Consider the following 26,556-nt stretch of genomic DNA (forward strand, 5'->3'; position numbering starts at 1 on the left):
CCATAGGTGGGATTTTTTATGAGAAATTGAAATCATTAGAGTTTGTTGAAATTTATTACTTAAAGAAATAGCGAATGTAAAATGAAGACTTTCTACTCGATATGACAAGCTAAAACGTAATTGTCAGAGTGCAGTAGTTTTAGCTTATACTTGGCAGCCTTTATAGCACAAATTACATACTACAAACCTCAACCCACTCTAAAGTTTTAAAGTGATTTAGTCCAGGTTCAGACTAAATAGCTGATTCGACTGACAGATTTTTTTGGCAATATAATGTGATTTTCTTACTCGAATTAAAATAATTTGGGACTGAAATTCCAGTTCACCAAATTCAGGTTCAACTTGTACATAGTGGATCTGGCCATATTCGTCACGTACCCGGGCTTGGGCTGAAAAACCTGGACGTGCATTACCACTTGAAATGGTTGCGAGTCGTCCGAGTAGATTGACATGATTTTTTTTGTATTTTGGAGGAATCACCTGATCCAGACAATGGATCATAAATACAGTAAAAAAGCTGGCAATAATCAAGGCCGGTAAAATCAGATAATAAGCTGGCAAGAATTCCATTTCCTGAGAATAGATCAGGAACTGCAGTAAATAGCCGGAAAAGCTAAAATTCATCAAAAAGAAAAGGATGATGAGGGTTTTGGAAAATTTGACATTCAGAACATCAAGATAGGCGAAGTCATAAGACGGAATGCATTTAAAGAGTTTTCTGGATTGAAGCCCAAAATAAAAAGCAGAAGTTTTTGCCATGCTAAACACAAAGATCAAGACCAGACTCAAATGAAAAGGCATGAGGTTGTAGTCGAGCAAAAAAGCTGGCATGGCAAAATCCATTAAGTCTTATTCTGTAAGATAAATCCCGCCATCAGAATGCACGGTAATCTCCACTTTTTCAAGTGATTGCCCCTGACAAGGCCCGGAAATACATTCACCGCTTTCAACCATGAACAGTGCACCGTGGGTAGAGCATTCAATGAATTCCTGATCACGATCCAGGAACTGGTTTTCCAGAAACTCCAGTTCTACCTGCAAGTGCGGACAGACGTTCTGATAGGCATAGAATGCACCATCACGCTGGGTGATGAAAATCGTATCGCCATTCGGAGTCTCAAAAGAGCGTGCTTCGCGCTCCGGGATGTCTTCAGTCAAGCAAATTTTATACATTAAGCACATTCCTTCTGGAAATTTTCTAATAAGGCTGCATAGTCTGCAACCGCCAGACGTGGACCAAACTGGGAAACCACTTTACTTGAAATTAAAACCGCCAGTTCTGCAGCCGTCTTAAAACCAAGATTGGCATTTAAGGCATACAGGAAAGCGCCTGCAAAGGCATCACCTGCACCATTGGTATCTACTGCCTGAATGGCGCGACCTGGTACAGTAAAGGTCTCTCTATTGCTTGAAATAAGCGCACCTTTGGATGCCAATGTAATGACAACGGATTGACTTAAAGTCTTTAATTTCACTAAAGCAGCATCAATGGTGTCAGTATGGGTATACATCAATGCTTCTTGTTCATTACAGAATAAAAGATCGACACCTTCGGCAATCATTTCATCCAGACCGGTACGCGCATATTGCACCATAGCCGGGTCAGAGAGCGTCAAGGCGATTTTAACGCCATTGGCTTTCGCAATCTCACGCGCCTGTTTTACCGCCTGACGTGCAGTGTCTGAAGTGGATAAATAGCCTTCGATATACAGCCATTTCGCTGTAGTTAATGGCTCAAAGTCAATCTGTGCATCGGTCAGTTCAGCTGTAATTCCCAGATAAGTATGCATGGTACGTTCAGAATCCGGGCTGACCAGCACCATACAGGTACCTGTTACACCTTGACTGATCGATTTAGGCGTAGTTTGAATGCCGGCTTCATTTAAACCGTTCAGATAAATATGTCCTAAATCATCATTTCCGACGCGGCAAGCATAAAATGCCGGACTCCCCAGTGCAGCAAAAGCCACCGTGGTATTGGCAGCAGAACCGCCAGATGCCTGACCTTTATAAATTTGGGTATCTCTTAGGTTTTGATAGAGGCTCGCCTGAGTTTCACCATCTGCAAGTTGCATGGTGCCTTTTTGCAAGTGCTGTGCAGTTAAAAATTCATCAGAAACTTTAAATTCTTGGTCAATCAGCGCATTTCCAATTGCAAAAAGATCAACAGTTGCCATATTCTAAGATCACATTAAAAAATGAAAGTCGTAAGTTTACACCATCACTCGGAATTGCTGTAGTTTGCTGAGCTTTTTTCAAAGAAAATTTATATAATACAATTCATTCTGGATTATCTTTGGTCGAGTTTCTGAACTATTTTTATGCAATGAGTTGTACAGCCATTGATTTGAGAGTCTTGTTTTATTTATAAGGTAAGAGGCTTTGCATCAAGTTCTGCAAGCGTATCTCCTCACCACAATTTCAAATAGTGTGCATATATGGAAATTAAGATTGTAACTGCTAAAGAACTACCGGATCAGATTGAAAAACTGGCCATACTCGCGCGTAAGGAAGGTTACGAATTAATTGACAAGTTGATTGAAGAATACCGTACGGGGAAAAACTGCTTTAGCCATGCCAACGAGTTTTTGGTGGGTGCTTATGACGGTGACAGACTGATTGCCTGTGGGGGCCTCAATCAGCAATGGGGTGACAATGGTGTTGAGGAGCGCATTGGCCGTGTGCGCCGTTTCTATGTACATCCAAAATATCGGCAGCATGGGGTAGGCAAACAGCTTCTTGCTTATCTGGAACAGCTGGCGCGTCCGCATTATTCAGCACTTTGCTTGCATACCGATATTAAACAGGCTGCGAGCTTTTATCAGAAACAGAACTATGTTTTTGTAGAAAGTCATCCAAACTATAACTACTTCAAATACCTGATCTAGAACTTCGATCAGTATCCTCAGATGATTTAAGAGTCTGATTCAAGTGAATTTGATGATTTATCATTTTAAATAATCAAGTTTACTGAATTCGATCAAAATCATTGGATTTCTCAGTGAATAATTTAAACAACTACAGCTATAATGCGATCAGTTATTTTTAATTTAAATATTAGGAGATCGCATGACTGTAGATGTCACTGAAACCATTTCTCAAACTGTACATCCTGCGTTTCAGTTGGTACGTCAACAACATGTTGAAGCTTTAGACATTGCTGTGTCTGAATATAAGCATAAAGTGACTGGCGCCACCCATTATCATTTGGCGACCAATCATGATGAAAATGTCTTTCTGGTGGCTTTTCGCACCCAGCCCATGGATTCCAAGGGAGAAGCGCATATTCTGGAGCATACTGCATTATGTGGCTCAGAAAAATTCCCGGTGCGCGATCCATTTTTCCTAATGATTCGCCGTTCACTGAATACGTTCATGAACGCATTTACGGCAGCGGACTGGACCGCTTATCCGTTTGCAACCCAGAACAGCAAAGATTTCCAGAACCTGCTGGAAGTGTATATGGATGCAGCGTTTGCTGCGAACCTGAATCCGCTGGATTTTGCTCAGGAAGGGATTCGTATCGAGTTTGAAAATGGCGAACCGGTCTATAAAGGTGTGGTTTTTAATGAAATGAAAGGGGCGATGAGCTCGCCTTCAGATCAGCTTTATCATACTTTGGCGCATTATTTATTCCCGGATACGACCTATCATTATAATTCGGGCGGTGATCCTAAAGATATTCCAGACCTCAGCTATGAAGAACTTGTGGATTTCTATAAATCACATTATCACCCAAGTAATGCAGTATTTATGACCTTTGGTAATAAATCAGCTTTTGAACTTCAGGAGCAGTTTGAAAATCTGGCATTGTTCAAATTTGAAAAAGGCGAAACACTGTATTCTACACCGGTAACACGTTTGACCGCGCCAATTGCCGTAACCGATACCTATGCTGTAGATGCCGAAGATCTGAAAGATAAAACCTATCATGTTTTATCCTGGTTATTGCCTGAAGCTAGTGAAATCAAATTACGTCTGGGAATGCGTCTGGTAGAAGGTATCTTGCTGGAAGATTCAGCCTCACCACTGCGTCACTATCTGGAAACCTGTGGCTATGCCCAGTCGACTGGTCCATTTTTGGGCGTAGATGATTCTAACTTTGAAATGACCTTCTATTGTGCAGTTCAAGGTTCTAACCCTGAACATGCAGAAGAGTTTAAAAATGGTGTATTCAAGATACTTGAAGAGGTAGCTTCCAAACCTGTCGATCAACAGGCTGTTGATGCAATCTTGCATCAAATCGAGCTGCATCAGCGTGAAATCAATGGTGACGGTACGCCATATGGATTAAGCCTGATTCTAAGTGGATTGGGCAGTGCAATTCATCATCGTGATCCGGTTGAAGTCTGGGATGTAGATTCTGCCATTGCGGCGGTTAAGGACGAGCTGCAAGATCCGATGTGGCTGTCGAATCTGATTAAAGAACATTTACTGGATAATCCGCATCGTGTACAGCTCACGCTGGTTCCAGATGCAGGCAAATCGGCCAAAGAAGCAGAAGCTGAAAAAGCACGTCTGGCTGAAATTGCAAAAACACTGACCGAAGAGCAGAAAGCTGAAATTATTACTCAGACTGAAGCCCTAAAAGTACGTCAGGATACTCCGGATGATTTGGAACTGTTACCTAAAGTTGGCCTGGAAGATGTTCCTGCCGAGTTGCAGATTGTGCAGGGCCAGTTGCGTGAAATTATCTGTAACCGCGTAGATACCCCGCTTAATCTTTATCATGCGGGTACCAACGGGATTTATTATCAGCAGGTACTGGTTAAAATTCCGGATGAAGTGGTGCAATCGCCGTATTTCAACTTGCTGTCTATTTTGATGGGTGAAGTGGGTGCAGGCGAATACGACTATCTTGAATTCCAGCAACTACAAACTGCAGTAAGTGGTGGCTTGGGAATGGGGGCTTCACTACGCTCTAAAGTCGATGACAAGCACAAGATTAGTGCTTGGCTCACACTTACCACCAAATCCCTGACAACGCATCTGGATGCAATCCGTCTATTAAAGATCGGTTTCGAGCAGCTACGTTTTGACGAAAAAGCGCGTATTGTTGAACTGTTGCAACAGCGTAAAACACGCTGGCAGTCACGCATTTCCGGTTCTGGTCACAGCTATGCCATGCAAACCGCTTCGCGTCAGCACAGTGCTTTAGCTTTACGGGATTATCATAATACCGGTTTGGGGGCTTTAAACTGGCTGATCCATCTGGTGAATCAGATTGAACAAGACCCGGCTGCGTATGATGCGCTGATTGACGAGTTAAAACGTATTCATAACATCCTGCTGCAAGCACCTAAGCAGTTCCTGCTGGTATGTGAAGAGCCACATGCTGAGCGCCTGATTGAAGAAATTCAACATGTCTGGGACAAGCTGGAAGTTAATAACGCACCTGTTGAGCTGACACAGGTTGAGAAAGTCAATCATGATCATGATGAAGCCTGGTTGATTCAGACCAATGTTCAGTTCTGTGCAGCAGCCTATCCTGCAGTGGAGGTATCACATCCAGATGCTGCAGCACTGATGGTGCTGGCAGGTTATTTACGTAATGGTTTCCTGCACAGCGCGATACGTGAAAAAGGTGGGGCGTATGGTGGCGGTGCCAGCTATGATGGCAATGCCTGTTCATTCCGTTTCTATAGCTACCGTGATCCACGTCTGGCAGAAACTTTTCAGGATTTTGAGGCCAGTATTCAGTGGTTGCTGAATGCTCCCCAACAACCGCATCAGTTGGAAGAAGCCATTTTGGGCCTGATTGCCAGCATGGATAAGCCGGGTTCACCAGCAGGCGAAGCGATTACTGCATGCTATGCCTATCTGCATCAGCGTACCCCGGCATTTCGCAAACAGCTGCGTGAACGTTTACTGAATGTCACGCTGGATGACCTGAAACGTGTTGCACAAACTTATTTGGTTGAGCAGCAAGCATCTAAAGCAGTGGTTGCACCTGTTGCAAAACGGGAAGCATTGGAGCAGCTGGGTTTTAGTATTCAACAAGTTCAATAAATAGAAGAATGAGGAAAAAGGATGGCGCTTAATTCAATTAAGCGCTCAACTTTGCAGCTGAGCGTTTTGCTGGGCTGCGCGGTTGGGACGCACGCGAATGCGGAAAATCCGGTGCTGGTCAATAGTCCTACGCCCGCAACCGCCGAAGCCTGTGCAGCACTGGAAGTGAGTGCTGAGCGACTGGCTTGTTACGATACTTTGTTTAAAGCATCGGGCAGTAATCAGCCTGAAATTGTTTCTGAACAGCGTGCTGCCCAGGAACTTAGGCCCACAGCCGATAGCCTGAAAGCAAAAAGTGCAGATATTTTTTCTAATATCTATACTTCTGAGAGGCCAAGACTGACTCCCACTGAGTCTTTAATGGATAGCCGTTGGGAGCTTTCACCAGAGAGTAAACTGGGTACATGGAACATTCGTTCCTATCAACCGCTATATTTGATGCCAGGTTTCTGGACATCGAAAAAAAATGAATTCCCGCAAAGTGAAAACCCGAACAATACCGAGACAGAGAACCAGAATCTCACGTCAACTGAAGCAAAATTCCAGCTGTCTTTGAAAACCAAGGCCGTGGAAAATATTCTCGGCAATAATGGTGACCTCTGGTTAGGTTATACCCAGTCTTCACGCTGGCAGGTCTATAATTCGGACGAGTCCCGGCCGTTTCGTGAAACCAATTATGAACCTGAAGCCAGTCTGATCTTCCGTACGAATTATGACTTGTTCGGTTTAAATTGGCGTTTACTTGGTCTGACGCTTAACCATCAGTCCAATGGCCGTTCAGATCCGCTTTCACGTAGCTGGAACCGGGTTATATTGAATCTTGGTTTTGAAAAAGACAATTTCGCCATGATGGTTCGCCCCTGGTATCGAATTGAAGAGAAGTGGGAGGATGATAACAATCCTGAAATCAAAAACTATATTGGTCGGGGGGATCTGACTGCATTTTATCGTCACAAGGAACATGATTTTTCATTAATGTTGAGACATACACTGAAAGGTGGGGATGAAAGTCGTGGCGCCGTACAGTTTGACTGGTCATTCCCGATTAGTGGTCGTTTGCGTGGACAGTTCCAACTTTTTGATGGTTATGGCGAGAGTCTGATTGATTATAATCACCGCGCGACTTATGTCGGTTTGGGTGTATCTTTACTGAACTGGTATTAAAATACCTCGAATAAAAAAACCATGCTTTGGCGTGGTTTTTTTATCGGCTATTTATGTGTTTCAAATTAAAAATTATCCAATCTGAATCTCTGTCGGAGGATGCTTCAGGCGGCTTTTTTTCGGGGTTGCAATAAAGTAGGCTAGGGTTAAGGGACCCAAACGACCGGCGTACATCAAGAGCATTAATATGATCAAACTGGCAGGTTGCAGCTCTTCGGTTACGCCTCGTGACAAGCCGACGGTGCAGGCTGCTGAAACTGTCTCAAATAACAAATCTAGAAACTCATGATCAGGTTCAAGAATCAGTAAACTCATAAAGCCCATAATGATCAGTCCAGCGGTAATACAGACCACTGCCAAAGCTTTAAAGGTGGTTTTTTCGGAAATGGAGTGATTAAACAGGCGAATTTCATCTTCGCGGCGTAAAAAACTGATCACGCTGATCAATACAATAATAAAAGTACCGACTTTGATGCCACCTGCGGTACTTAAAGATCCTCCGCCAATAAACATCAGGATCATGGTGATCAGTGTCGAAGCATCTGTCATCTGATCTAAAGGTAGACTGTTAAACCCTGAAGAACGCGGGACAGTGGCATGAAACCAGGCATTTAAGGCTTGATCGCCCAGACTCAGGATTCCAAGGGTTTGCGGGTTCGACGCTTCTAAAATCCAGAGCAGAATAAAAGCCCCTAAGTTCAAACCCAGAATGGTGGAGAGAATCAGTTTGCTATTGGTGCTGAGCCTGGACCAGCGTTTATGTTTTTTTACATCCATCAGCACCAAAAAGCCGATCCCGCCGATGATGTACAGCATGCTAATGGTAAAGGTCACCAGATATTGCCCAGAAAAGCTCATTAAGCTATTGGGAAATAAAGAAAATCCACCATTGTTAAAGGCAGAGACGCTATAAAATGCTGCATAAAATAAAGCGTCACCCAAGGGGTAATCTTGCAGCCAGGCCAGGGTTAAAATCATAGTGCCAATAGCTTCAAAAAATAATGAATATAAAAAAACCGCCTTAATGGTAAAGCTGACTTTTTTTAAGCTGGTTTGTCCTATGGATTCCTGAGCCATGACCTGCTGTTTTAAGCCCATTCCTGGCACCAGACTCATGACCGCAAGAATTGCAAAAGTCATAAAGCCCAGACCACCACATTGCAACAAGAACATAATGATGATTTGGCCAAACATCGTATACGCTTCTCCGACGTTTACGACTGACAGGCCAGTAATGGTGACGGCAGAAGTGGCAGTAAAAATAGCATCCAGCCAGCTAATCTCCTGTTGATGGGCAATCGGCAGCATCAGCAGCAAAGAACCGATAAAAATCAGCCCGAGAAAACCCAAAGCCAGAAGGGCGGGCGGACTAAGATTTACCGTGTGATGTGAACTAAGGTCTGGTGTTTTCATAAGCGTTTAAAATATTTGGAAAGACGGCGTAAAGGTTCAAGCAGACCTTCAATGACCAGAATGTCGCCCTCTTGAAGCAGAATATCCGGAGCAGGGCTGTCGTCTATGCGGCTACCGCGTTTAAGCAGCAGGGTTTTAATTTCAGGCACATGGCTCATCAATTTACGTAGCGGCATGCCATGATGATCGGCATGGATTTCGACTTTGACAATATAATAATCATCTTCCAGTGCCATATAGCGGCTGACCATTGGATAGCTCAGAGACTGGGCAACACGTACGCCCATATCTTCTTCAGGATGAATAATTTTATCGACATTCAGATGGGTCAGAATCATATGATGAGCCTTGGATTTGGCTTTGACCCATATTTTTTTAACGCCCATGTTTTTCAGGTGTAGCACACAAAGAATGCTGGCCTCAATATCTTCACCAATCGCCACAACTACAGCTTCACAACGCTTGACATCCAGCTCATCCAAGACATGTTCATCGGTTGCATCGGCAATCACCGCATGTGTCAGCTGGTCAGAGATATTTTCAACATATTTTTTATTCAGATCGATGCCAATTACTTCATGTTTCAGCTCAATTAGCTGAGTTGCAACCGTTGCACCAAAGCTACCGAGTCCAATGACTGCAAATAATGCCATGGAAATGTTCCTAACTTTTTATTCAAATCGAATCTGCTTAATATCTTAAAGATTTTTAGAATAATCAGCTATCTACTATTACATAAATCCTGTATTTGTGGCCTTTTTTCAGAAAATCCAGGCAATAAAAAACCGCCTGTTCAGACGGTTTGATAATCTGCTCTTTATTTCAGGAAACGCTGATAACCCAGATTATTGGTAATCTCATCGTATGGATAGCTAATGCTTTCCAGAGTTTCAACCAGACCGTCCGGGTTTTGCTGTGCATCTTCAGCTTCCAGGCCCACCAGCACACGACCTTCTGCTGCGCCGTGGTTACGATAGTGGAACAGGGTAATGTTATGGGTAGGACCCAGACGCTCCAGGAACGTTAGCAATGCGCCTGGACGCTCCGGGAACTCCACGCGGAATAAGCGTTCATTTTCAATATCGGCATGACCGCCGATTAAATAACGGATATGCAGTTTTGCGACTTCATCATCGGATAGGTCGTCAACATCATAATGAAACTTAAGGTTTTCATAAATTTCCTGACGCTCTTTTTCACCATTCTTTAAACTGATGCCGACAAAAACCTGTGCCGCAGAAGCGTCACTGGCACGGTAGTTAAATTCCGTAATATTACGCCCTTGCAGGGCGCGGCAGAATTTCAGAAATGAGCCTTTTTCTTCAGGAATGGTCACGGCAAAAATGGCTTCTTTACGCTCGCCAAGTTCAGTACGCTCTGCAATATAACGTAAACGATCAAAGTTCATGTTGGCGCCGCAGACAATCGACACCATATTTTTATCGGTAATTTGATGTTCTTCAACGTATTTTTTAATACCTGCCAGCGCCATCGCACCTGATGGCTCAACAATGCTGCGGCACTCGTCATATGTATCTTTAATTGCAGCACAGATTTCGTCAGTATTGACCAGTACTACATTCGGCTCGACGATCGGGCCTGAGTTGTCTGATTTTTGCAGGCGAATCACTTCAAATGGTTTTTCACCAATCTGGGCCACCGCCGTTCCATCTGCAAATAAACCGACAGATGGAAGGGTCACACGCTCATTTGCTTCTAAAGCAGCTTTTAGGCAGGCAGATTCATCATATTCCACTGGAATGACTTTGACGTGTGGCGCCACATCTCCCAGATAGGCTGCAATCCCGGCAATCAGGCCGCCACCGCCAACCGCAACAAATACATAATCTACATCACGCCATTGACGCAGGATTTCATTGGCAATCGTACCTTGACCTGCCATCACCAGCTCATCGTCATAAGGCGGAATGAAGGTCATGCCATCATCTTGCGCACGCTGAATTGCATACTTGTTGGCGACATCAAATGAATCACCATGTAAAACCACTTCACCACCCAGGCGTTTAACGGCTTGTACTTTGATATCCGGTGTAGTTTTCGGCATCACAATAATGGCGCGAATCCCTAACTTTTTACCAGACAGTGCCACGCCTTGTGCATGGTTGCCTGCGGAAGCCGTAATAACGCCACGTTCGAGCTGGGATTTCGGTAATTGACTAATACGGTTGTAGGCACCGCGTAGTTTAAAAGAAAAGACCGGTTGTAAATCTTCACGCTTAAAACGAATGTTGTTATTGAGTCGTTCGCTAATTCGTGGCGCTGCTTCGAGTGGAGTTTCGATTGCAACATCGTAGACCGTTGCTTGTAAAATTTGTCGAACCAAACGAGACAGCATGTTAATTTTCCATCTAACAGTTTAAAATAGGCGCTTATTGTAACAAACCATACGGCTTTTCGGTTTAAAAATGCTGCAAAAGTCCAAAATAGTTGAGTGATGTCATGAGTCTATATGCAACCCAAGATGAGAAAAAACAGGCTGCGGCCAAAGCAGCTTTAAAACACTTACCAAAAGGGGGCATTTTAGGCATTGGTACAGGCAGTACCGTGAACTTTTTAATTGATCTTTTGCCAGAGCTTCAGCTGGAAGCAGCAGTGGCAAGCTCAGAAGCCACAGCAGAGCGTCTGAAAAAGCTGGGTATAGACGTGGTCGATATGAACAGCGTTGGCAGTTTAGATGCTTATGTAGATGGTGCCGATGAAATTGACCGTCATATGCACATGATCAAAGGTGGGGGCGCTGCGCTAACACGTGAAAAAATTGTTGCCTCTATTGCAAGAAAATTTGTATGTATCGTTGACGATTCAAAATGGGTGGAGCAATTGGGACGTGATTTCCCGCTTCCTGTAGAAGTGATCCCAATGGCACGTTCGGCTGTGGCACGTAAACTGGTTGCCCTGGGGGGAGATCCTGCTTATCGTGAAGGTGTAGTGACTGATAACGGTAATGTAATTCTGGATGTTTATAACCTGAATATCTTGAATGCTCTTGAGCTGGAAAGAAGCATCAACGATATTCCTGGCGTTGTCTGTAACGGAATTTTTGCATTAAATAAAGCCGATATTGCGATTGTCGCAACCAATCATGGAATTGAAGAACGCACTGCGGTTTAAGAGGTTTTCCCTGACCCTCCTTTTTAAAGGAGGGAACGTTTTTAATTTTGATCAGGCTCCTAGAAATTTTTAAAAGTTTGAATCTTCCTCTTTATTAAAAAAGGGGGGAGTGAGAGAAATGAATAAAATAGGATCTGTTGATCTTTCATAAATGGCTTGCTTGTGCTGTAAGCTAAAGCTGAGTAGAGATGAGGCATGAAACGAAAGGAGTAGCGAAACTGTTGCCAAGTTTCATAACGAAAGCATTTAGAATGACTAAGTTTCCTGCTTATGCCTTATCTCTGCTAAAAAAATCTTGCAAAATAGATCTCTCACTTCGCAAACATGGACGCAGTGTCAATAGACCCTAATGATTAAATATAAAAAATGACCCTAAACGACCTACCTGAAATTCAAATCATCCGAAATGCTCGCTCCAGACGTTTACGTTTACGTGTAGAGCATCAGCAGATCAAAATGACGGTGCCGGTTTCTTGCAGTAAGCAGCAAATACAAAGTTTTTTACAGCAGGCCGAATCCTGGTTATTAAAAACATGGAAAATTCAGCAGGAACAAGTACAAAGTATTGACCAGACTTTACCGGCACAATTGCAACTTTTTAATCAAGCCCAAGCTCTACAGGTTTGTTATCAAAGCCAAAAAAATAATTTTGTTTTTGAATCAGAAAAACTCCAGCTTTCTATCAGTGACCGGAATCCTGAAGCTTATTTAAAGGCATTTGTCATCGCCTATGCCAAGGAGCAGTTGCCGGGGTATTTGGTGCAAATCGCTCAGGAAACCGGGCTGTCTTTTAATGTCTGTCATATTCGTCAACCCAAAACCCGCTGGGGCAGTTGTTCAGCCAAACATGACATTATGCTCAACAGTGCGCTGGTGTTGTTTCCTCAAGAGATTGTGCGTTATGTAAGTGTACATGAACTTGCACATACTCACCATTTCGATCACAGCTCAAGGTTCTGGCAGTTGGTTGCTCAACATGATGCAAACTTTCAGCAACATCGTCAGTATTTAAAAAATACGTTTTTGCCATATTGGTGGAATTGTTAATCTATGTGTTTTTAGACAGCACGTTTTGCTAGCGCTTCTGTATAAATTATTTAGAATGTTTAAGTTTTATATTTCATGCGCATGTCAGCATAAACATACATACATTTTGCAATACAGACAGATTGTCAATAAAGCCTAATTGCATCAGCCTATAAGAATATAAAATTTAGCAGACTGCAGCTGGTTTTAATATTGGTATAACTATAGGCTGCTATGATTCCTAAATTGATCCGAATTTCGGTTATATAAAGGTGATCAATATGAAGTTGCATCGTTTAAATTGGTCTTATCTTAAGCTTATTCTTAATAGCCTAAGCAATTAAGACTTTATCATTTTCAGATTTTGGTTAAAATCGACACATAACTACTAGAATTTATTCACATGAATTGGAACCGGTTTAGCATCAGTCTCCTGATTATATTAATGTCTTTGCCGGCATTATTTTTCTATATGCTTTTTATCTTGAATATGCTCTCTCCTGACAATCCGATTTCTTATCACTGGACCAGTTATTTAGTCCTCATCTCTAGTGTATTGGCCTGGACGATTCTCTTTATTATGGCTCTACTCTGGAGTCGGGAAAGAGTAATTCCTAAATGGCTTGCGACGCTTGCAGTACTGCTTGCCATTATTGGCCTAACGCCGTTTACAGTTCAGGCTGATCCTATTGTGTTTTTGGCTATGCCAGGATTTTTCTTTGGGCTTTATCTGTGTTATCGCAGCTGGACAAAGTTAAATACCAATGAGGGGAATTAAACCGGTATGTGCTTTCAAGACTTTTAAAATCTCAACCCGCTGAAAATTATAAAAAAGCATCAATCCTGAGTAAAATGGTTTAGAAAGCCACAACTTCCTGTCATACTATTACGTTATAAAGAAAACAGACATTTTTGAGGTAAAGATCGTGATTTCAGTGGGTATTGTAGGCGGTACAGGCTATACAGGCGTTGAACTTTTACGTCTATTGCTGCGACATCCAAATGTTCAAGTGAAAGCACTTACATCACGTACGGAAGCAGGCCGTCGTGTGGATGATATGTTCCCGAGCTTACGCGGTCATACCGATCTTGAATTTTCTGATTTAAGTCAGGATTTACTTAAATCATGTGATGTGGTGTTTTTCGCAACTCCTCATGGTGTTGCCATGCAGCATGCTGAAGCCCTGGTGGCCGCAAATACCAAAGTGATTGATCTGGCAGCAGATTTCCGTTTACAGAATCTTGCCCAGTTTGAAAAGTGGTATGGCATGAAGCATGCATGTCCAGAACTGTTAAAAAATTCTGTGTATGGCTTATCTGAGCTGAATCGTGAAGACATCAAACAAGCCAGTGTAATTGGAAATCCGGGTTGTTATCCAACGACTGTACAGCTGGGTCTGGCACCAGTTTTACAAGCTAACGAAGTTTTGGTGAAGCCTGAGAGTATTATTATTGATGCGAAATCAGGTGTTTCTGGTGCAGGCCGTAAAGCCAGCTTGGGCATGATTTACTCTGAGAATTCAGATAACTTCAAGGCTTATGGAGTACCAGGTCATCGTCATCACCCGGAAATTGTTGAAGCCCTAGAAAATATCTCAGGACAGCAGGGTGTATTCGATCAGATCCTGTTTGTTCCGCATCTTGTCCCGATGATCCGCGGCATGTTGTCGACTATTTATATCGACCTTACCGAAGCTGGCCAGGCTGCAGATTTGCAGGCATTATATGAACAGTACTATGCTGGCGAAAAATTTGTAGATGTGATGCCGGCCGGCAGTTCACCTGAAACCCGTTCAGTACGTGGCGCCAATGAATTACGGATTGCTTTATATAAGCCACAGCCGGCCAAGCTGGTGATACTGGTCGTTCAAGACAATCTGGTTAAGGGTGCAGCAGGTCAGGCAGTGCAGAACATGAACCTGATGTTTGGTTTTGCAGAAGATGCTGGCTTGAATAATATCGGCTTATTACCATAAAAAACGTATTAGAACTTCACACACATTTAGATTTAGATTTAAATGTGTGTTTTGAATAAATCGAATTAGAGATCAAAATGCCGAATACAGACTCAAACGCGACGATCCCTCAAGAGCCGGATGAAAAAAAACCTTTGATGAAAGGCAGCAGTCCTCTGGTGGTTGGTGCAGTAGTATTGATGTTGGGCAGTGGCTTATTGGGCTATACGGTCGGACACCGTCAGGGTTTGACTGTGGTCGGATTTGATGCTGATGCTGAACAGTTGGTCGAAGTGGTACAAAAGCAGAAAGCCAGTCTGGAAAGCATGAATAAAAGCCTGAATACTGCGGTTCAGGAGCGAGATCTGGCGGTCAGTAATACCAATGACCTCTATTTAGCCATGACCAAAGCCCAGGATGAACAGGTTCAGGCAGAAAGTCTGGGTACAATTTACCGGGAAATTTTACGTCAGCGTGGTGGTTTGGCCTTGACTGTCCAGCATGTTGGCATTAAGCCTTTGCCAGACAATGCATTTGAATATCAGCTTGATCTGATTCAGGTCAGTCCAGGCAAAAATCGGGTATCCGGTTTAGTCGAAATGCGTCTGATCAAAGGCTCAGAAATTCTGGTCGTGCCGATGGAGGATAAGAGTTTCAATTTTGAAAACTATGAACGTCTTACTGGGCGCTGGACCATGCCCAAAGGCTTTAGACCAGAATTTATCGAAGTGCGCTTGACAGGTTCTAAACCGGTCACACGCCGTTTTAGCTGGGATCAAGGAAAAGCGGTAGAAAGTCCGTCTACTGTGTTGTCTGAAATTCCTAAGACCGAAGCAAATGCAAATTAAGTGTGAAATAGAAATCTTATGCCAAACAATAAACGTCAAATGTGTTTAAGTGATGTCAAAAATTCTTTTTATCAGTCTGGAATTGTTGATTGGCATATGAGTCCGCGTTTAAGCAACGAACCCGATCATGAGGGTGATTCAGATATTGCAGTACAGACTGCGCCTCCAGAATTAAAGCGTCCACCGATGTATGCAGTGGTATTGATGAATGACGATTATACCCCTATGGAGTTTGTAATTGAAATTTTACAACAATACTTTGCAATGAATCTTGACCAAGCAACTCAAGTGATGCTAACTGTACATTATGAAGGGAAAGGTATAGCTGGGGTCTATCCACGGGATATTGCGGAAACCAAAGCGAACCAAGTTAACAATTGCGCTCGATCTCAAGGTCATCCATTACTTTGCCAGATTGAGCCTAAAAACTAAGGGGGTTGCATGCTCAGTCGTCAATTAGAAGTATCACTACGTTTGGCTGTCAGCATGGCTCGTCAGAAGAGACATGAATTCCTGACAGTAGAGCATTTATTATTGGCTCTACTTGATAATGATTCAGCCGTTAATGCTCTTAAAGCATGTGGCGCGGACATTATCGTGCTGCGTAAAGAATTGGAAGATTACGTAGAACAACATACCCCTAAACTCGCTGAAAATAGCGATCAGGCACCTCATCCTACCGAAAGCTTTGACCGTATTTTGCAGCGTGCAATTTTCCATGTGCAATCCAGTGGTGGTGACCGGACGGTAGAAGGTGCAGATATTCTGGTGGCCATGTATTCTGAGCGGGATTCATTTGCCGTTTATTTGTTGAAACGTCACCAGATTAATCGCTTAACTTTGACCCAATATCTTTCGCACGGCACACGTAAGGATGATGTGCCGTCCGAAGAAGAAATTGAAGAGTTGGAAGGAGAGTCTGCATCTTCTGCGAATTCAGGACCGCTGGAACTCTATACCACCAATCTGAATGTAGAAGCCCAGCGTGGCAAAACAGACCCTTTAATTGGTCGTGAAAAAGAAATTGAACGTGCTGCACAGATTTTATGTCGCCGCCGTAAAAATAATCCATTATTGGTCGGTGACCCGGGCGTAGGTAAAACCTCGATCGCGGAAGGTCTGGCTTGGCTAATTGTGAACGGTAAAGCACCAAAACCGCTGGAAAATGCCGAGATATTTAGTCTGGATATTGGTGCTTTGGTCGCAGGAACCAAATATCGGGGTGATTTTGAAAAACGCCTGAAACAACTCCTCAATGCTTTAAAGAAAAAACCGGAAGCCATCCTGTTTATTGATGAAATTCATATGATTATTGGTGCAGGCTCGAGTATGGGGAGCACCATGGATGCCTCGAATCTGATCAAACCGGCACTGGCAAATGGTTCATTGCGTTGTATCGGTTCAACGACTTTTCAGGAATATCGTCAGGTTTTTGAAAAAGATCATGCCTTGTCGCGCCGTTTCCAGAAAATTGATGTGAATGAGCCTTCTATTTCAGAAACTATTGATATTTTGCGTGGTCTGAAATCGAAATTTGAAGATTTTCACCATGTTCAGTATGACGATCAGGCCTTGGTGTCCGCAGTAGAACTGTCTGCCAAGTTTATCAATGACCGTTTCTTGCCAGATAAGGCGATTGATGTAATTGATGAGGCAGGTGCACAGCGTCGTCTGAAAGCTGAGCAGGACAATAGCCCGATCACGGTGGAAAACATTGAGGATATTATTTCCAAGATTGCCCGTATTCCACCGAAAACAGTGTCTAAAGATGATAAGACTGTCCTTGAAAATCTGGAACGTGATCTAAAACGTGTGGTTTTTGGTCAGGATGAAGCCATTGAAGCGCTCGCTTCTGCTATTAAACTGTCACGTGCGGGCCTGAAATCTCCGGATAAGCCAGTTGGCAGCTTCGTTTTTGCAGGTCCTACAGGTGTAGGTAAGACTGAAGTCACTAAACAGCTGGCCAAGTTAATGGGTGTAGAGCTGGTCCGTTTTGATATGTCTGAATATATGGAACGTCATGCAGTATCTCGCCTGATCGGTGCGCCTCCGGGCTATGTTGGCTTTGATCAGGGGGGGCTGCTCACGGATGCAATTCACAAGCATCCGCATTGTGTGCTGCTTCTGGATGAAATTGAAAAGGCTCATCCAGATGTATTTAACCTGTTATTGCAGATCATGGATCATGGTTCACTAACAGATAATAATGGCCGCAAGTCGGACTTCCGGAATGTGGTTCTGGTGCTGACCACCAATATTGGCGCAGAAAGTATTTCCCGTGTCAGCATTGGTTTTATGGAGCAGGACAACAGCAATGACAACCAGGAAGCCATGAAGAAAGCCTTCTCACCTGAATTCCGTAACCGTCTGGACGGCGTGATTCAGTTTAAAGCTTTGGCAACTACAGTTATTGAAAATGTAGTTGATAAGTTCCTTACCGAACTTCAGGCACAACTGGATGAGAAGAAAGTCATTCTGGATGTGGATCACAGTGCCCGTGAATGGATGGCTGAACACGGCTATGACCGTTTAATGGGTGCTCGTCCAATGCAGCGACTGATTCAAGAACATCTGAAGAAGCCGCTGGCAGAAATGATTCTGTTTGGTGAGCTGGCAGAAAACGGTGGCAATGTGGCCGTATCCGTGAAAAAAGAAGATGGTAAAGCAGTTGGCTTGAAAATTGAAGTGTTTGAAGATCAGACCGCTGAACCTGCCTAAGCTTGAAGAAAGAATTAAACCCGTGCAAGCACGGGTTTTTTCATGCACTCATATTTTTTAATAAACTCAATCATACAGTTCAATAGTTAAATCATGGATATTCAAGTTACAAAGCTGTTCACCACGTTTTGCCTGTTTTTGGTCACGGCGCTTATGGAAATTTTGGGCTGTTATTTTCCTTACCTGATTCTAAATCAGGGGAGAAGCCACTGGTTATGGCTTCCTACTGCATTGGCATTGGCTGCTTTTGTCTGGTTATTAACATTACACCCAGCCGCTTCCGGGCGTATCTATGCGGCCTATGGGGGTATCTATGTTTTTTCAGCTTTGATATGGTTGCGCTTTGTTGATCAGGTGAGTCTGTCTCGCTGGGATTTACTGGGTGGAATGGTCGTGATTTTAGGTGCGCTGATTATTATGTTGCAGCCCCAAGGCTTGGTTCGTTAAACAACCTTTTAAATAAGAATTGTATAAAACCTTTTGAACCTTTACTTGAAAAATAATGCTATTTATTTTTTGGATAGTAGAGGGAGTATTTTCTAATGTTTTAAAGCTTCCGATAGGGGGGGGCAAACGGTATTATGCCAGAGCAGATAATCGGCGTTGAGGGCAAAGCTGATTCCATCTTGCAGTCTATTAAGAGTAAGAGTGTCTGCATCATTCATGGCGTGATGCAGAGCAAGACTAAATCATTTTATGCAGCAGATGAGCAAATCATTTGATACCGCAATCTTTCTGTTTAAGTTCCAGGGTGTAGCGATTTTTTTCTGAACTGAGCTCAAGCTGTACGGTATACGGATTTAGTTTTTGATACTCATGCTCAAAGAAAATCGGGCAGCTTTGCACTAGATTTTTCATAATGAGCTTTTGCACTTCTTTACGACCCAAATCTGTCTCAAACTGCGCAAAGTCCGGGGTGGTGATTACGCCCTTCAGGCTGGTTTTATTTGCAGTGAGTTGCAATTGCTCAATAACCGTATTTTGATCAATCTGTAATGGTAGGGTTTTGGAGTCTTCAGCGCTCAGTACTGCCAGCAATTCATTCAGCTCTGCTTTTTTCTGAATTTTGAACTTACTGTTAAGAATGCCTTTATTTTGCAGATATTGATCAAATTCAGAAGCATTCGCTTGCATGAACAGACTGCTGAGTCCTGCAATAACTGCGAAAGCCCAATATTTTTTTTGCATTAGCTTGTATCACTTTTTATATCGTCCCAACCCTGATTATAAGAGCTGAGACAAAAAAAGCACCAGAGATTGGTGCTTAATTTGTGAAGATGAGGATACATCTTAGTCTTTTTTCAGGTTCTCATTTAATAAGAACTCTACCAGTGCTTTTTGTGCATGCAGGCGGTTTTCGGCTTCATCCCACACCACAGCATTTTTATGCTCAAGCAGATTCTCAGAAATCTCTTCACCGCGATGTGCAGGCAAGCAGTGCATAAACAAACAGTCCGGATGAGCAAGATCCATAAGGCGCTCATTCACCTGATAATCAGCAAAGGCTTTTTCACGAATTTTCTGTTCTTCTTCCTGGCCCATGCTGGCCCAAACATCAGTGACAATCAGATCTGCATTGACCGCCGCATCTTCAGCTGTATCTACCAGCTCGACACAATGGGCAAATTCAGACAGGAATTTCTCTTGTGGTTCATAACTTTTAGGTGCGGCAACTTTCAGTTTAAAGCCCCACATATGCGCCGCTTCGATATAAGAGTTGCACATATTATTGCCATCACCAATCCAGGCCACAGTTTTACCTTCAATTGAGCCACGATGCTCAAGATAGGTCTGCATGTCAGCCAGTAGCTGGCAGGGATGATGATCATCGGTCAGCGCATTAATGACTGGAACTTTTGAATAAGAAGCAAAGCGCTCAACGATGTCATGACCAAAAGTACGGATCATTACGATATCCAGCATGCTGGAAATAACGCGTGCTGAGTCTTCAATAGGTTCACCACGACCTAACTGGGTATCACGTGATGACAGAAAAATAGCACTACCGCCAAACTGGCTCATGCCCGCTTCAAACGAAACGCGCGTACGGGTACTGGATTTCTCAAAAATCATGCCCATGACTTTGCCAACAAAGGGTTGGAAAACTTCATTATTATGCTGTTTGCGCTTGAGCTCAATAGCGCGTTGCAATATTTGGTTAAGTTCTAAAGTCGATAAATCGCGTAAAGTGAGAAAGTGACGGAGAGCCATTGGTTACTCCACAATAATTGCTGAAAATCCGATCAACAATTAGTTGTTGGTTAGTGAGTTAAGAAAAATACGGAATCGGCTAATATACTATATGAGATGGAAAATGCAAAAAAACTAGACTTTTTGATGACCTTCTAAAAAGCGGTCTACGCAGTAATGAATATACTTGGTAATTTCTTCATCACTCTCTTCTTCCTGAATTCCCATTAGAATACGCCATTCCAGATTGCGTAAAATACCAAAATATAACTGAGCCGAATACATTGGATTTTCACAACGTAGTACCCCTTTGGCATCTGCCTGTTCCAGAGCATTGGCAATTGAAGTCTGAACATGTACAGGTCCGCGTTGATGAATATGTAAAGCCAGATCTGGATTACGCTGACTCTGTTCAAAGACCAGACGCATAAATGCCGAATTTTCAGGCGTCATAATTTGATGATAAAAATTTAACAGAGTTTCTACCAAATAACGACGAAAATCCAAGGCCATCAATTCAATAGGAATGCTGATTTGTTCAAAAAACCTTTCACGACGATAGTCACAGATCGCTTTAAATAGCCCTTCTTTATTGCCAAAATATTTATAAATAGAAGCCTTGGAACCACCAGCATGCTGAACAATATCATCTAGTGAGACTGCATCATAACTATGCTCCAGAAAAAGCTCGGTTGCACTGACAAGCAACGCAATGCAACGATCATGGCCGCGTTTGGTTTGCGGTAGATCTTTGGCGAGAGGTTCCAGATGAGCAAGGTCTTGCATATTGGCTAAAAATTAATCAATTGAATGAAGTAGATATTGAGATTATAACAAATATATGTACAGCGTGCTGTGTAGAAGTGTATTTGGCTAGGGCGCTGGATATATTAATAGATGCTCCTACTAAGAGGAAGTAATGCTCATTTTATTTAATTTTTAGATGAACATTATTCTTAACAGCATGCTCTATTAAGAATAATGGCAATCACGAAAAACAGGTCGGCAATAAAAACCTATTATTTGACTAAAGTGTTAGAGTATTTGTTCTAGAATGGAATGGTGTACACCAAGCAAATTGGTATACTCAAATTTCAATAATTATAGCCAGAACTGTGGAAGGGAAGATGACAGAACAAATGTCTGCAGGTTTAAAGTTTAGACAAGCACTTGAAGTCGAAAAACCATTACAAATTATGGGTACCGTAAATGCCTATGCTGCCATGATGGCCAAACAGGTCGGTTATAAAGCCATTTATCTCTCTGGTGCTGGTGTAGCAAACTATTCTTATGGGTTACCAGATCTTGGAATGACCAGTCTAGATAATGTTCTGGAAGATGTACGCCGCATTACTGAGCGTGTCGATACGCCACTTTTGGTTGATATTGATACAGGCTGGGGCGGTGCATTCAATATTTCACGTAGCATTAAACAGATGATTGCGGCTGGTGCAGCGGCGGTCCATATTGAAGATCAGGTGGCACAAAAGCGTTGCGGTCACCGTCCGAATAAGGAAATTGTAAGCCAGCAGGAAATGGTGGACCGGATTAAGGCAGCAGTGGATGCCAAAACCGATTCCAATTTTGTGGTGATGGCACGTACCGATGCGCTACAAAAAGAAGGTCTGCAGGCTGTTATTGACCGCGCTTGTGCCTGTGTTGAAGCGGGCGCAGATGCAATTTTTGCCGAAGCCATGACGGACATCACCATGTACCGTACCGTTTGTGATGCTGTAGGGGTGCCGGTACTGGCCAATATTACCGAATTTGGCGATACGCCATATTATACGACGGAAGAACTGGCCGAGCAGGGCATACGTATGGTCTTGTATCCACTTTCTGCAACGCGCGCCATGCAAAAAGCAGCACTTGAGGTGATGCGCTCCGTTCGTGAACATGGTACACAGGTACATGTTTTAGATCAGATGCAACAACGAAAAGAACTTTACGAATTTTTAGACTATCACAGCTTTGAAAACACATTAGATAAACTGTTTAAACAGGAGAATTAAAACAATGGCTGAAGGAAAAGTACTTACTGGCGCAGGATTGCGCGGACAAGTGGCAGGGAAAACTTCACTTTCAACCGTCGGTAAAAGTGGTGCAGGTCTGACCTATCGCGGTTATGACGTGCAGGATCTGGCAGAAAACTGTCAGTTTGAAGAAGTAGCTTATTTAATATTCTTTGGTGAATTGCCAGATTCAGAACAATTAGCAGCCTATAAAGCAAAATTAAAATCTTTACGTGCCTTGCCGCAAGCCCTAAAAGAAGTGCTTGAGCGTATTCCTGCAGATTCACATCCTATGGATGTAATGCGTACAGGGGTTTCCATGTTAGGTAACCTGGAAGCTGAACAGTCCTTCGAACAGCAGCAGGATATCGCAGATCGTATCCTGGCCACCTTACCTGCGATCATCTGCTACTGGTATCGTTATAGCCACGATGGTGTACGTATTGAAGAAAATACCGATGATGATTCTATCGGCGCACAATTCCTGCATCTGTTGCATGGTGAAAAATCCAATGAGTTGCATGAGCAGGTTATGAACGTGTCTCTCATTTTATATGCAGAGCATGAATTTAATGCTTCAACCTTTACGGCTCGTGTCTGTGCCTCTACTCTGTCTGATATGCATTCCTGTATCACTGGAGCGATTGGTTCCCTACGTGGGCCTTTGCATGGTGGTGCCAATGAAGCAGCAATGGATATGATTGAAAACTGGCAGTCTCCAGAAGAAGCTGAACGCGAAATGCTGGGCATGCTGGAACGTAAAGAAAAAATCATGGGTTTCGGACATGCAATTTACAAAGACTCTGATCCGCGTAATGCCATTATTAAAGTCTGGTCTGAGCGTCTGGCCAAAGATGTGGGTGATACCGTATTGTATCCGGTTTCTGTACGTTGTGAAGAAGTGATGTGGCGTGAGAAAAAACTATTCTGTAATGCCGATTTCTTTCATGCTTCGGCATACCACTTTATGCGGATTCCAACCAAGCTGTTCACCCCGATTTTCGTCATGTCACGTATAACTGGCTGGGCAGCGCATGTGATGGAACAGCGTGCGGATAACCGTATTATCCGTCCAAGCGCAGACTATACCGGTCCAGAGCTGCGAAAAGTCATTCCTATTGCAGAGCGTAGTTCAGCAGCTTGATCTGAATACTGAGTTGCTGATTAAAAAAATAAAGCCTCATGAGAGGCTTTATTTTTATTAAACTCAAGCTTAACGGCTTAACAGTACCGGGTCTTCAATGGTATAACCGGTTTCAAAAGGAATCCCCAAATATTTGATTGTCACCAGCGTTTTATTCTGTTTAGGAACTTTATAGGCCTGGCTGATTTTTAAACCTTGCTGATAACTGACCGCTTGATGAGTCAGACTTTTTTGTGAGCCAGATTTTACTTGATATTGATAGGTCCATTTTGGCACTTTCTCTTGTGGATCATACCAGGCAGACGCATAGCCTTTGCTGGTTTTTAATAATTCAAGTCGAATATTCTGTTTTTTTACCGGAATGACTGGAATTAAACGCTTCTTGATTTTGGCAATTTCCTGATCAAATTTTTGACTACTTTGATCATAATCAATACGTTTGGTCTTCGGATTAATATACAGGGAATTCACCATCACCAGCTGGTTTGGCTGCTTGGATTTAAAATTATAATAATACAGTTGCGGTAAACGGCCTCGGCCATCCAGATAATGGCGCATCAGGTAGAGCTTTTGATCTTTAACCTCATACCCTAAGACTTCAATATTCTGAGGTCCGCCCACTGTGGCAAACGCCGCACAAGGCAAACCAACCAGTAAAACTGAAATGATAGCTTTTATTTTCATTGCTCATTAAACCTTATTATAGTGAGGATAAGCTTAATTTATCTTAAAATAGGGTAGAAATAATGAAGTCTTACTGATTGAGCAGATTAATCATATCATGTGCCAAAACTGCTACCAATTTGTTTAAACGCTGCTGAGGGGTACCTTTCAAATAGTAGTGGAACTGATGAACCTGAACTCCATCATCAATCGCGATAAAAAACGTGCCTTCCGGTTTTTCTGGTGTAGCACTGCCTCCAGGCTTAAGCAGGCCAGTACAGGCAATCACCCAGTCTGCATCCTGAAACATTTTTTTGCCTGCCTGAGCCAATGCAACAGTGACAGGCATAGATTCTGCGGTGTAACTATTGATTAGATCCTGTGATAGACCCAGTACCGAGACTTTGACACCGACGTCATAGCAGACCAAACCGCCCAGTAAAGTTTCGGCACCTTCTCCTTTACAGATGGAGAATTGACTGGTCAGATACCCAGAACTCGCACTTTCAATGAAGGCGATCTTGATCTCTTTTTCTTCAAGTAATTCACAACATGTTTTAAGCATAGTGCACATTTTGATAAGAGATAGCTTAAGTTTAATTTAGACCGGTTCTGGCTGGGTATCAACTCTGAATAGGGCTTTAATTTTGATATAAGGTAAAAATAAATTGCAAATTTATAAATTTGTAGCTTAAAAGAAGAGCTAGGGGCTGACTGTTTAAAGCTTGGGCAATCTCTGCAATTAATAGTTTCTTCCTCATAGGAATAATGGTAAAACAAAAATAAAGAGCTGAGTAAAAGTAGGTGGTAAGAATGAAAACTACAGTAAAATATGTCGTATTAAAAAGTCTGGACTATCAATTGGGTACACCTTTATTTCAGGAAGAAATTGATGCGGATGGCCAATATTTTGATCAAATTCCCCCTACTATTTCTTATCAAAATCTGAATTTTAAAGTAACCAGTAAAGAGTTAAAGCGTCTGTATCTCGCTGAAGAGCAGGAAGAATCACAAACGATTATTGTAAAAGTGATTGCTCAATACGATAAATAACTGCAACATCCATCAGGTCTTTTAGATATTCATACAAGGCCTGATTTTCTTATAAATATTATTGCCTTATTTATAAGATCTCTTGCGAAAGTTGTTATTGCAAGTTCATCCGGTTTACCAGTGCAGCGATTAAATTAATGCGTAAACCGAATCTTTTCCGTCTATTTCGATAGCGTTCACTTAGTATTCTAAATCTTTTCAATTGACTGTTAATATGTTCGATTACAACTCGTATTTTTCCAATCATTTTATTGTAATTTTTCTCAGCATCAAATAAGGGTAAATTCTTCTTTTTCTTTATTGGCATCAATAATTTAAAGCCATCTTGCTCTAATCCGTAGTACCCTAAATCGGTCATAACATAGTCACAATGTTTGAATTTCTTAACTGTTTTTCTTGCCAATTTAATATCATGCTGACTGCCAGACGATATATCTACTCCTATGATTTGTTTGCTCTTCGGATGATAGATCACTTGGGCTTTTAACGTATGTTTCTTCTTTTTACCACTGTAGAACTTACTGTGATTTTTTTTTCGGGCGTTCTATTAAACATTCTGTCGCATCAATAATTACCCAGTTAAATTGTTCGTCTGCTGTGGTAATGCTGCGTTTTGGCAGGGTAAAACGTCTTGATTTCATTAATGCATCTTCAACCTTTTTAATAGTTCGATTCACATTACTTTCAGCGATATGGTAATTTGCCGCCAATTCCAATTGGGTGTTGTAGCTCCGTAAGTAATTGAGTGTTAATAATAATTGATCCTCTATAGCTAAAGTATGAGGACGCCCTAATTTCTTTTTAAGTGATTCTGCTTCTTTTAAAACTTCGACCATTTCACTAAAAACTGCTCGAGGTACACCAACCAAGCGCTGGAATTCAGAATCTGAAAAACGATTTAATTTCTGATATTTCATGAAATCTATATTAGACTTCTTTCATAAGTCATTTTTTACTCAGTTCTAAATTATAGATTCCCGCAATTAGATTGAATCTTAATCCTAGTCTTTTGCCTCGATTGCGATATCGTTCGGCAAGGATCTTGAAAGTTTTCAAACTGCCAAATACATGCTCAATCCCAATTCTTCTTTTATTGATTTCCTGATTATAGGTTTTTAATTCAGGATCCAGTTTACAACGCTTCTTTGCTTTTAATGGCAACAAGCTATTTGGATACACTGTATAAATTCCCTGATAACCCTTATCTGCAAGGATAAATGCACCTGCAG

The 26,556-nt window shown here is 42.4% G+C and carries 27 protein-coding genes; 14 read left to right on the plus strand and 13 right to left on the minus strand.

The annotated features are described in order from the left end of the window. Positions 1–216: 216 nt before the first annotated feature. Genes NI461_RS09015 through NI461_RS09025 form a run of 3 tightly spaced genes read right to left on the minus strand, consistent with a single transcriptional unit; the run spans position 217 to position 2,177 of the window. Positions 217–831, minus strand: coding sequence for an OB-fold-containig protein (locus NI461_RS09015; protein WP_174659905.1), 615 nt, complete (start codon positions 829–831; stop codon positions 217–219). 18 nt (positions 832–849) lie between these two features. Continuing rightward, positions 850–1,158 carry a Rieske (2Fe-2S) protein gene (locus NI461_RS09020; RefSeq protein WP_171478803.1) on the minus strand — a complete coding sequence of 103 codons (309 nt, stop codon included), beginning with the start codon at positions 1,156–1,158 and terminating at the stop codon, positions 850–852. Between the two features lie 14 nt (positions 1,159–1,172). After that, a complete protein-coding gene (locus tag NI461_RS09025; protein WP_174659904.1) occupies positions 1,173–2,177 on the minus strand; it encodes an adenosine kinase in 1,005 nt (334 codons plus the stop codon). 261 nt (positions 2,178–2,438) lie between these two features. Between NI461_RS09025 and NI461_RS09030 the strand changes: the two genes are divergently transcribed. The 3 genes from NI461_RS09030 to NI461_RS09040 all read left to right on the plus strand — a co-directional run bounded on the left by NI461_RS09030 (position 2,439) and on the right by NI461_RS09040 (position 7,173). Next, positions 2,439–2,888 carry a GNAT family N-acetyltransferase gene (locus NI461_RS09030; RefSeq protein ID WP_174659903.1) on the plus strand — a complete coding sequence of 150 codons (450 nt, stop codon included), beginning with the start codon at positions 2,439–2,441 and terminating at the stop codon, positions 2,886–2,888. A 181-nt stretch (positions 2,889–3,069) separates the two neighbouring features. Beyond that, positions 3,070–6,009: an insulinase family protein gene (locus NI461_RS09035; protein WP_174659902.1), complete on the plus strand. Its 2,940-nt coding sequence runs from the start codon at positions 3,070–3,072 to the stop codon at positions 6,007–6,009. A 21-nt stretch (positions 6,010–6,030) separates the two neighbouring features. After that, positions 6,031–7,173: a phospholipase A gene (locus tag NI461_RS09040; RefSeq protein ID WP_174659901.1), complete on the plus strand. Its 1,143-nt coding sequence runs from the start codon at positions 6,031–6,033 to the stop codon at positions 7,171–7,173. Positions 7,174–7,245: 72 nt separating this feature from the next. Here the strand turns inward: NI461_RS09040 and NI461_RS09045 are convergent, their stop codons facing one another. From NI461_RS09045 to ilvA, 3 genes are all read right to left on the minus strand, one after another. Continuing rightward, positions 7,246–8,586: a TrkH family potassium uptake protein gene (locus NI461_RS09045; protein WP_174659900.1), complete on the minus strand. Its 1,341-nt coding sequence runs from the start codon at positions 8,584–8,586 to the stop codon at positions 7,246–7,248. After that, positions 8,583–9,239: a TrkA family potassium uptake protein gene (locus NI461_RS09050; protein WP_174659899.1), complete on the minus strand. Its 657-nt coding sequence runs from the start codon at positions 9,237–9,239 to the stop codon at positions 8,583–8,585. Before NI461_RS09050 ends, NI461_RS09045 begins: the two co-directional genes overlap by 4 nt. Before the next feature lie 164 nt (positions 9,240–9,403). Then, complete coding sequence (ilvA, locus tag NI461_RS09055) at positions 9,404–10,942, minus strand: threonine ammonia-lyase, biosynthetic (RefSeq protein ID WP_174659898.1); 1,539 nt, start codon at positions 10,940–10,942, stop codon at positions 9,404–9,406. 104 nt (positions 10,943–11,046) lie between these two features. On the opposite strand from ilvA, the gene rpiA reads away from it, so the two are divergent. The 8 genes from rpiA (at position 11,047) to NI461_RS09095 (ending at position 18,712) form a co-directional block, all read left to right on the plus strand. After that, positions 11,047–11,718, plus strand: coding sequence for a ribose-5-phosphate isomerase RpiA (gene rpiA / locus NI461_RS09060; protein ID WP_174659897.1), 672 nt, complete (start codon positions 11,047–11,049; stop codon positions 11,716–11,718). A 366-nt stretch (positions 11,719–12,084) separates the two neighbouring features. After that, positions 12,085–12,765, plus strand: a complete 681-nt coding sequence (locus NI461_RS09065; protein ID WP_174659896.1) for a M48 family metallopeptidase — start codon at positions 12,085–12,087, stop codon at positions 12,763–12,765. A 424-nt stretch (positions 12,766–13,189) separates the two neighbouring features. Beyond that, complete coding sequence (locus tag NI461_RS09070) at positions 13,190–13,522, plus strand: hypothetical protein (protein WP_253157102.1); 333 nt, start codon at positions 13,190–13,192, stop codon at positions 13,520–13,522. Between the two features lie 148 nt (positions 13,523–13,670). Then, entirely contained in the window at positions 13,671–14,720 is a 1,050-nt protein-coding gene (gene argC / locus NI461_RS09075; protein ID WP_174659895.1) for an N-acetyl-gamma-glutamyl-phosphate reductase, read from the plus strand. 77 nt (positions 14,721–14,797) lie between these two features. Then, a complete protein-coding gene (locus tag NI461_RS09080) occupies positions 14,798–15,547 on the plus strand; it encodes a DUF6776 family protein (protein ID WP_174659894.1) in 750 nt (249 codons plus the stop codon). An 18-nt stretch (positions 15,548–15,565) separates the two neighbouring features. Further along, entirely contained in the window at positions 15,566–15,979 is a 414-nt protein-coding gene (clpS, locus tag NI461_RS09085) for an ATP-dependent Clp protease adapter ClpS (protein WP_151204984.1), read from the plus strand. Positions 15,980–15,988: 9 nt separating this feature from the next. Next, positions 15,989–18,265 (plus strand): ATP-dependent Clp protease ATP-binding subunit ClpA, encoded by a 2,277-nt coding sequence (gene clpA / locus NI461_RS09090; RefSeq protein WP_174659893.1) that lies wholly within the window; start codon positions 15,989–15,991, stop codon positions 18,263–18,265. Between the two features lie 93 nt (positions 18,266–18,358). After that, positions 18,359–18,712, plus strand: coding sequence for a YnfA family protein (locus NI461_RS09095; protein ID WP_151204982.1), 354 nt, complete (start codon positions 18,359–18,361; stop codon positions 18,710–18,712). A gap of 267 nt (positions 18,713–18,979) precedes the next feature. Here NI461_RS09095 and NI461_RS09100 read toward each other — a convergent pair whose 3' ends face one another. The 3 genes from NI461_RS09100 to NI461_RS09110 all read right to left on the minus strand — a co-directional run bounded on the left by NI461_RS09100 (position 18,980) and on the right by NI461_RS09110 (position 21,241). After that, complete coding sequence (locus NI461_RS09100) at positions 18,980–19,453, minus strand: hypothetical protein (protein ID WP_151204981.1); 474 nt, start codon at positions 19,451–19,453, stop codon at positions 18,980–18,982. Between the two features lie 102 nt (positions 19,454–19,555). Then, positions 19,556–20,476 (minus strand): ornithine carbamoyltransferase, encoded by a 921-nt coding sequence (gene argF, locus NI461_RS09105; RefSeq protein ID WP_151204980.1) that lies wholly within the window; start codon positions 20,474–20,476, stop codon positions 19,556–19,558. 114 nt (positions 20,477–20,590) lie between these two features. After that, a complete protein-coding gene (locus NI461_RS09110) occupies positions 20,591–21,241 on the minus strand; it encodes a TetR/AcrR family transcriptional regulator (protein WP_151204979.1) in 651 nt (216 codons plus the stop codon). 341 nt (positions 21,242–21,582) lie between these two features. On the opposite strand from NI461_RS09110, the gene prpB reads away from it, so the two are divergent. Both prpB and prpC read left to right on the plus strand, forming a co-directional pair. Beyond that, positions 21,583–22,467, plus strand: a complete 885-nt coding sequence (gene prpB / locus NI461_RS09115) for a methylisocitrate lyase (protein WP_151205467.1) — start codon at positions 21,583–21,585, stop codon at positions 22,465–22,467. A 4-nt stretch (positions 22,468–22,471) separates the two neighbouring features. Continuing rightward, complete coding sequence (gene prpC / locus NI461_RS09120; protein ID WP_174659892.1) at positions 22,472–23,611, plus strand: 2-methylcitrate synthase; 1,140 nt, start codon at positions 22,472–22,474, stop codon at positions 23,609–23,611. Between the two features lie 69 nt (positions 23,612–23,680). Here prpC and NI461_RS09125 read toward each other — a convergent pair whose 3' ends face one another. Beyond that, positions 23,681–24,295 (minus strand): aminotransferase, encoded by a 615-nt coding sequence (locus NI461_RS09125; protein WP_151205469.1) that lies wholly within the window; start codon positions 24,293–24,295, stop codon positions 23,681–23,683. A gap of 70 nt (positions 24,296–24,365) precedes the next feature. After that, positions 24,366–24,839: a CinA family protein gene (locus NI461_RS09130; RefSeq protein WP_151206172.1), complete on the minus strand. Its 474-nt coding sequence runs from the start codon at positions 24,837–24,839 to the stop codon at positions 24,366–24,368. A 248-nt stretch (positions 24,840–25,087) separates the two neighbouring features. On the opposite strand from NI461_RS09130, the gene NI461_RS09135 reads away from it, so the two are divergent. Further along, positions 25,088–25,327 (plus strand): hypothetical protein, encoded by a 240-nt coding sequence (locus tag NI461_RS09135; protein WP_151205471.1) that lies wholly within the window; start codon positions 25,088–25,090, stop codon positions 25,325–25,327. Positions 25,328–25,421: 94 nt separating this feature from the next. On the opposite strand, the gene NI461_RS09140 is transcribed toward NI461_RS09135, so the two are convergent. Continuing rightward, positions 25,422–26,244, minus strand: a protein-coding gene (locus NI461_RS09140) for an IS5 family transposase (RefSeq protein ID WP_174659891.1) whose coding sequence is annotated in 2 segments (ribosomal slippage) — positions 25,422–25,862 and positions 25,864–26,244 — 822 coding nt in all. Because the reading frame shifts where the segments join, the coding sequence is not laid out codon by codon here. A gap of 28 nt (positions 26,245–26,272) precedes the next feature. Continuing rightward, positions 26,273–26,556, minus strand: a 284-nt coding sequence (locus NI461_RS09145; protein ID WP_253157110.1) for a transposase family protein, incomplete at its 5' end; no start/stop codon positions are given.

The sequence above is a fragment of the Acinetobacter sp. S4400-12 genome (assembly GCF_024129495.1).
Taxonomy (GTDB): Bacteria; Pseudomonadota; Gammaproteobacteria; order Pseudomonadales; family Moraxellaceae; genus Acinetobacter; species Acinetobacter lwoffii_C.

Coding starts and splice junctions, on each gene's coding strand:
- prpC (WP_174659892.1), top strand. CDS start 22,472: ATGGCTGAAGGAAAAGTACTTACTGGCGCAGGATTGCGCGGACAAGTG.
- NI461_RS09080 (WP_174659894.1), top strand. CDS start 14,798: ATGCCGAATACAGACTCAAACGCGACGATCCCTCAAGAGCCGGATGAA.
- NI461_RS09070 (WP_253157102.1), top strand. CDS start 13,190: ATGTCTTTGCCGGCATTATTTTTCTATATGCTTTTTATCTTGAATATG.
- NI461_RS09100 (WP_151204981.1), bottom strand. CDS start 19,453: ATGCAAAAAAAATATTGGGCTTTCGCAGTTATTGCAGGACTCAGCAGT.
- NI461_RS09040 (WP_174659901.1), top strand. CDS start 6,031: ATGGCGCTTAATTCAATTAAGCGCTCAACTTTGCAGCTGAGCGTTTTG.
- prpB (WP_151205467.1), top strand. CDS start 21,583: ATGACAGAACAAATGTCTGCAGGTTTAAAGTTTAGACAAGCACTTGAA.
- NI461_RS09095 (WP_151204982.1), top strand. CDS start 18,359: ATGGATATTCAAGTTACAAAGCTGTTCACCACGTTTTGCCTGTTTTTG.
- NI461_RS09030 (WP_174659903.1), top strand. CDS start 2,439: ATGGAAATTAAGATTGTAACTGCTAAAGAACTACCGGATCAGATTGAA.
- clpS (WP_151204984.1), top strand. CDS start 15,566: ATGCCAAACAATAAACGTCAAATGTGTTTAAGTGATGTCAAAAATTCT.
- NI461_RS09130 (WP_151206172.1), bottom strand. CDS start 24,839: ATGCTTAAAACATGTTGTGAATTACTTGAAGAAAAAGAGATCAAGATC.
- NI461_RS09035 (WP_174659902.1), top strand. CDS start 3,070: ATGACTGTAGATGTCACTGAAACCATTTCTCAAACTGTACATCCTGCG.
- ilvA (WP_174659898.1), bottom strand. CDS start 10,942: ATGCTGTCTCGTTTGGTTCGACAAATTTTACAAGCAACGGTCTACGAT.
- NI461_RS09045 (WP_174659900.1), bottom strand. CDS start 8,586: ATGAAAACACCAGACCTTAGTTCACATCACACGGTAAATCTTAGTCCG.
- argF (WP_151204980.1), bottom strand. CDS start 20,476: ATGGCTCTCCGTCACTTTCTCACTTTACGCGATTTATCGACTTTAGAA.
- clpA (WP_174659893.1), top strand. CDS start 15,989: ATGCTCAGTCGTCAATTAGAAGTATCACTACGTTTGGCTGTCAGCATG.
- rpiA (WP_174659897.1), top strand. CDS start 11,047: ATGAGTCTATATGCAACCCAAGATGAGAAAAAACAGGCTGCGGCCAAA.
- NI461_RS09125 (WP_151205469.1), bottom strand. CDS start 24,295: ATGAAAATAAAAGCTATCATTTCAGTTTTACTGGTTGGTTTGCCTTGT.
- NI461_RS09050 (WP_174659899.1), bottom strand. CDS start 9,239: ATGGCATTATTTGCAGTCATTGGACTCGGTAGCTTTGGTGCAACGGTT.
- NI461_RS09015 (WP_174659905.1), bottom strand. CDS start 831: ATGCCAGCTTTTTTGCTCGACTACAACCTCATGCCTTTTCATTTGAGT.
- NI461_RS09110 (WP_151204979.1), bottom strand. CDS start 21,241: ATGCAAGACCTTGCTCATCTGGAACCTCTCGCCAAAGATCTACCGCAA.
- NI461_RS09025 (WP_174659904.1), bottom strand. CDS start 2,177: ATGGCAACTGTTGATCTTTTTGCAATTGGAAATGCGCTGATTGACCAA.
- NI461_RS09135 (WP_151205471.1), top strand. CDS start 25,088: ATGAAAACTACAGTAAAATATGTCGTATTAAAAAGTCTGGACTATCAA.
- NI461_RS09065 (WP_174659896.1), top strand. CDS start 12,085: ATGACCCTAAACGACCTACCTGAAATTCAAATCATCCGAAATGCTCGC.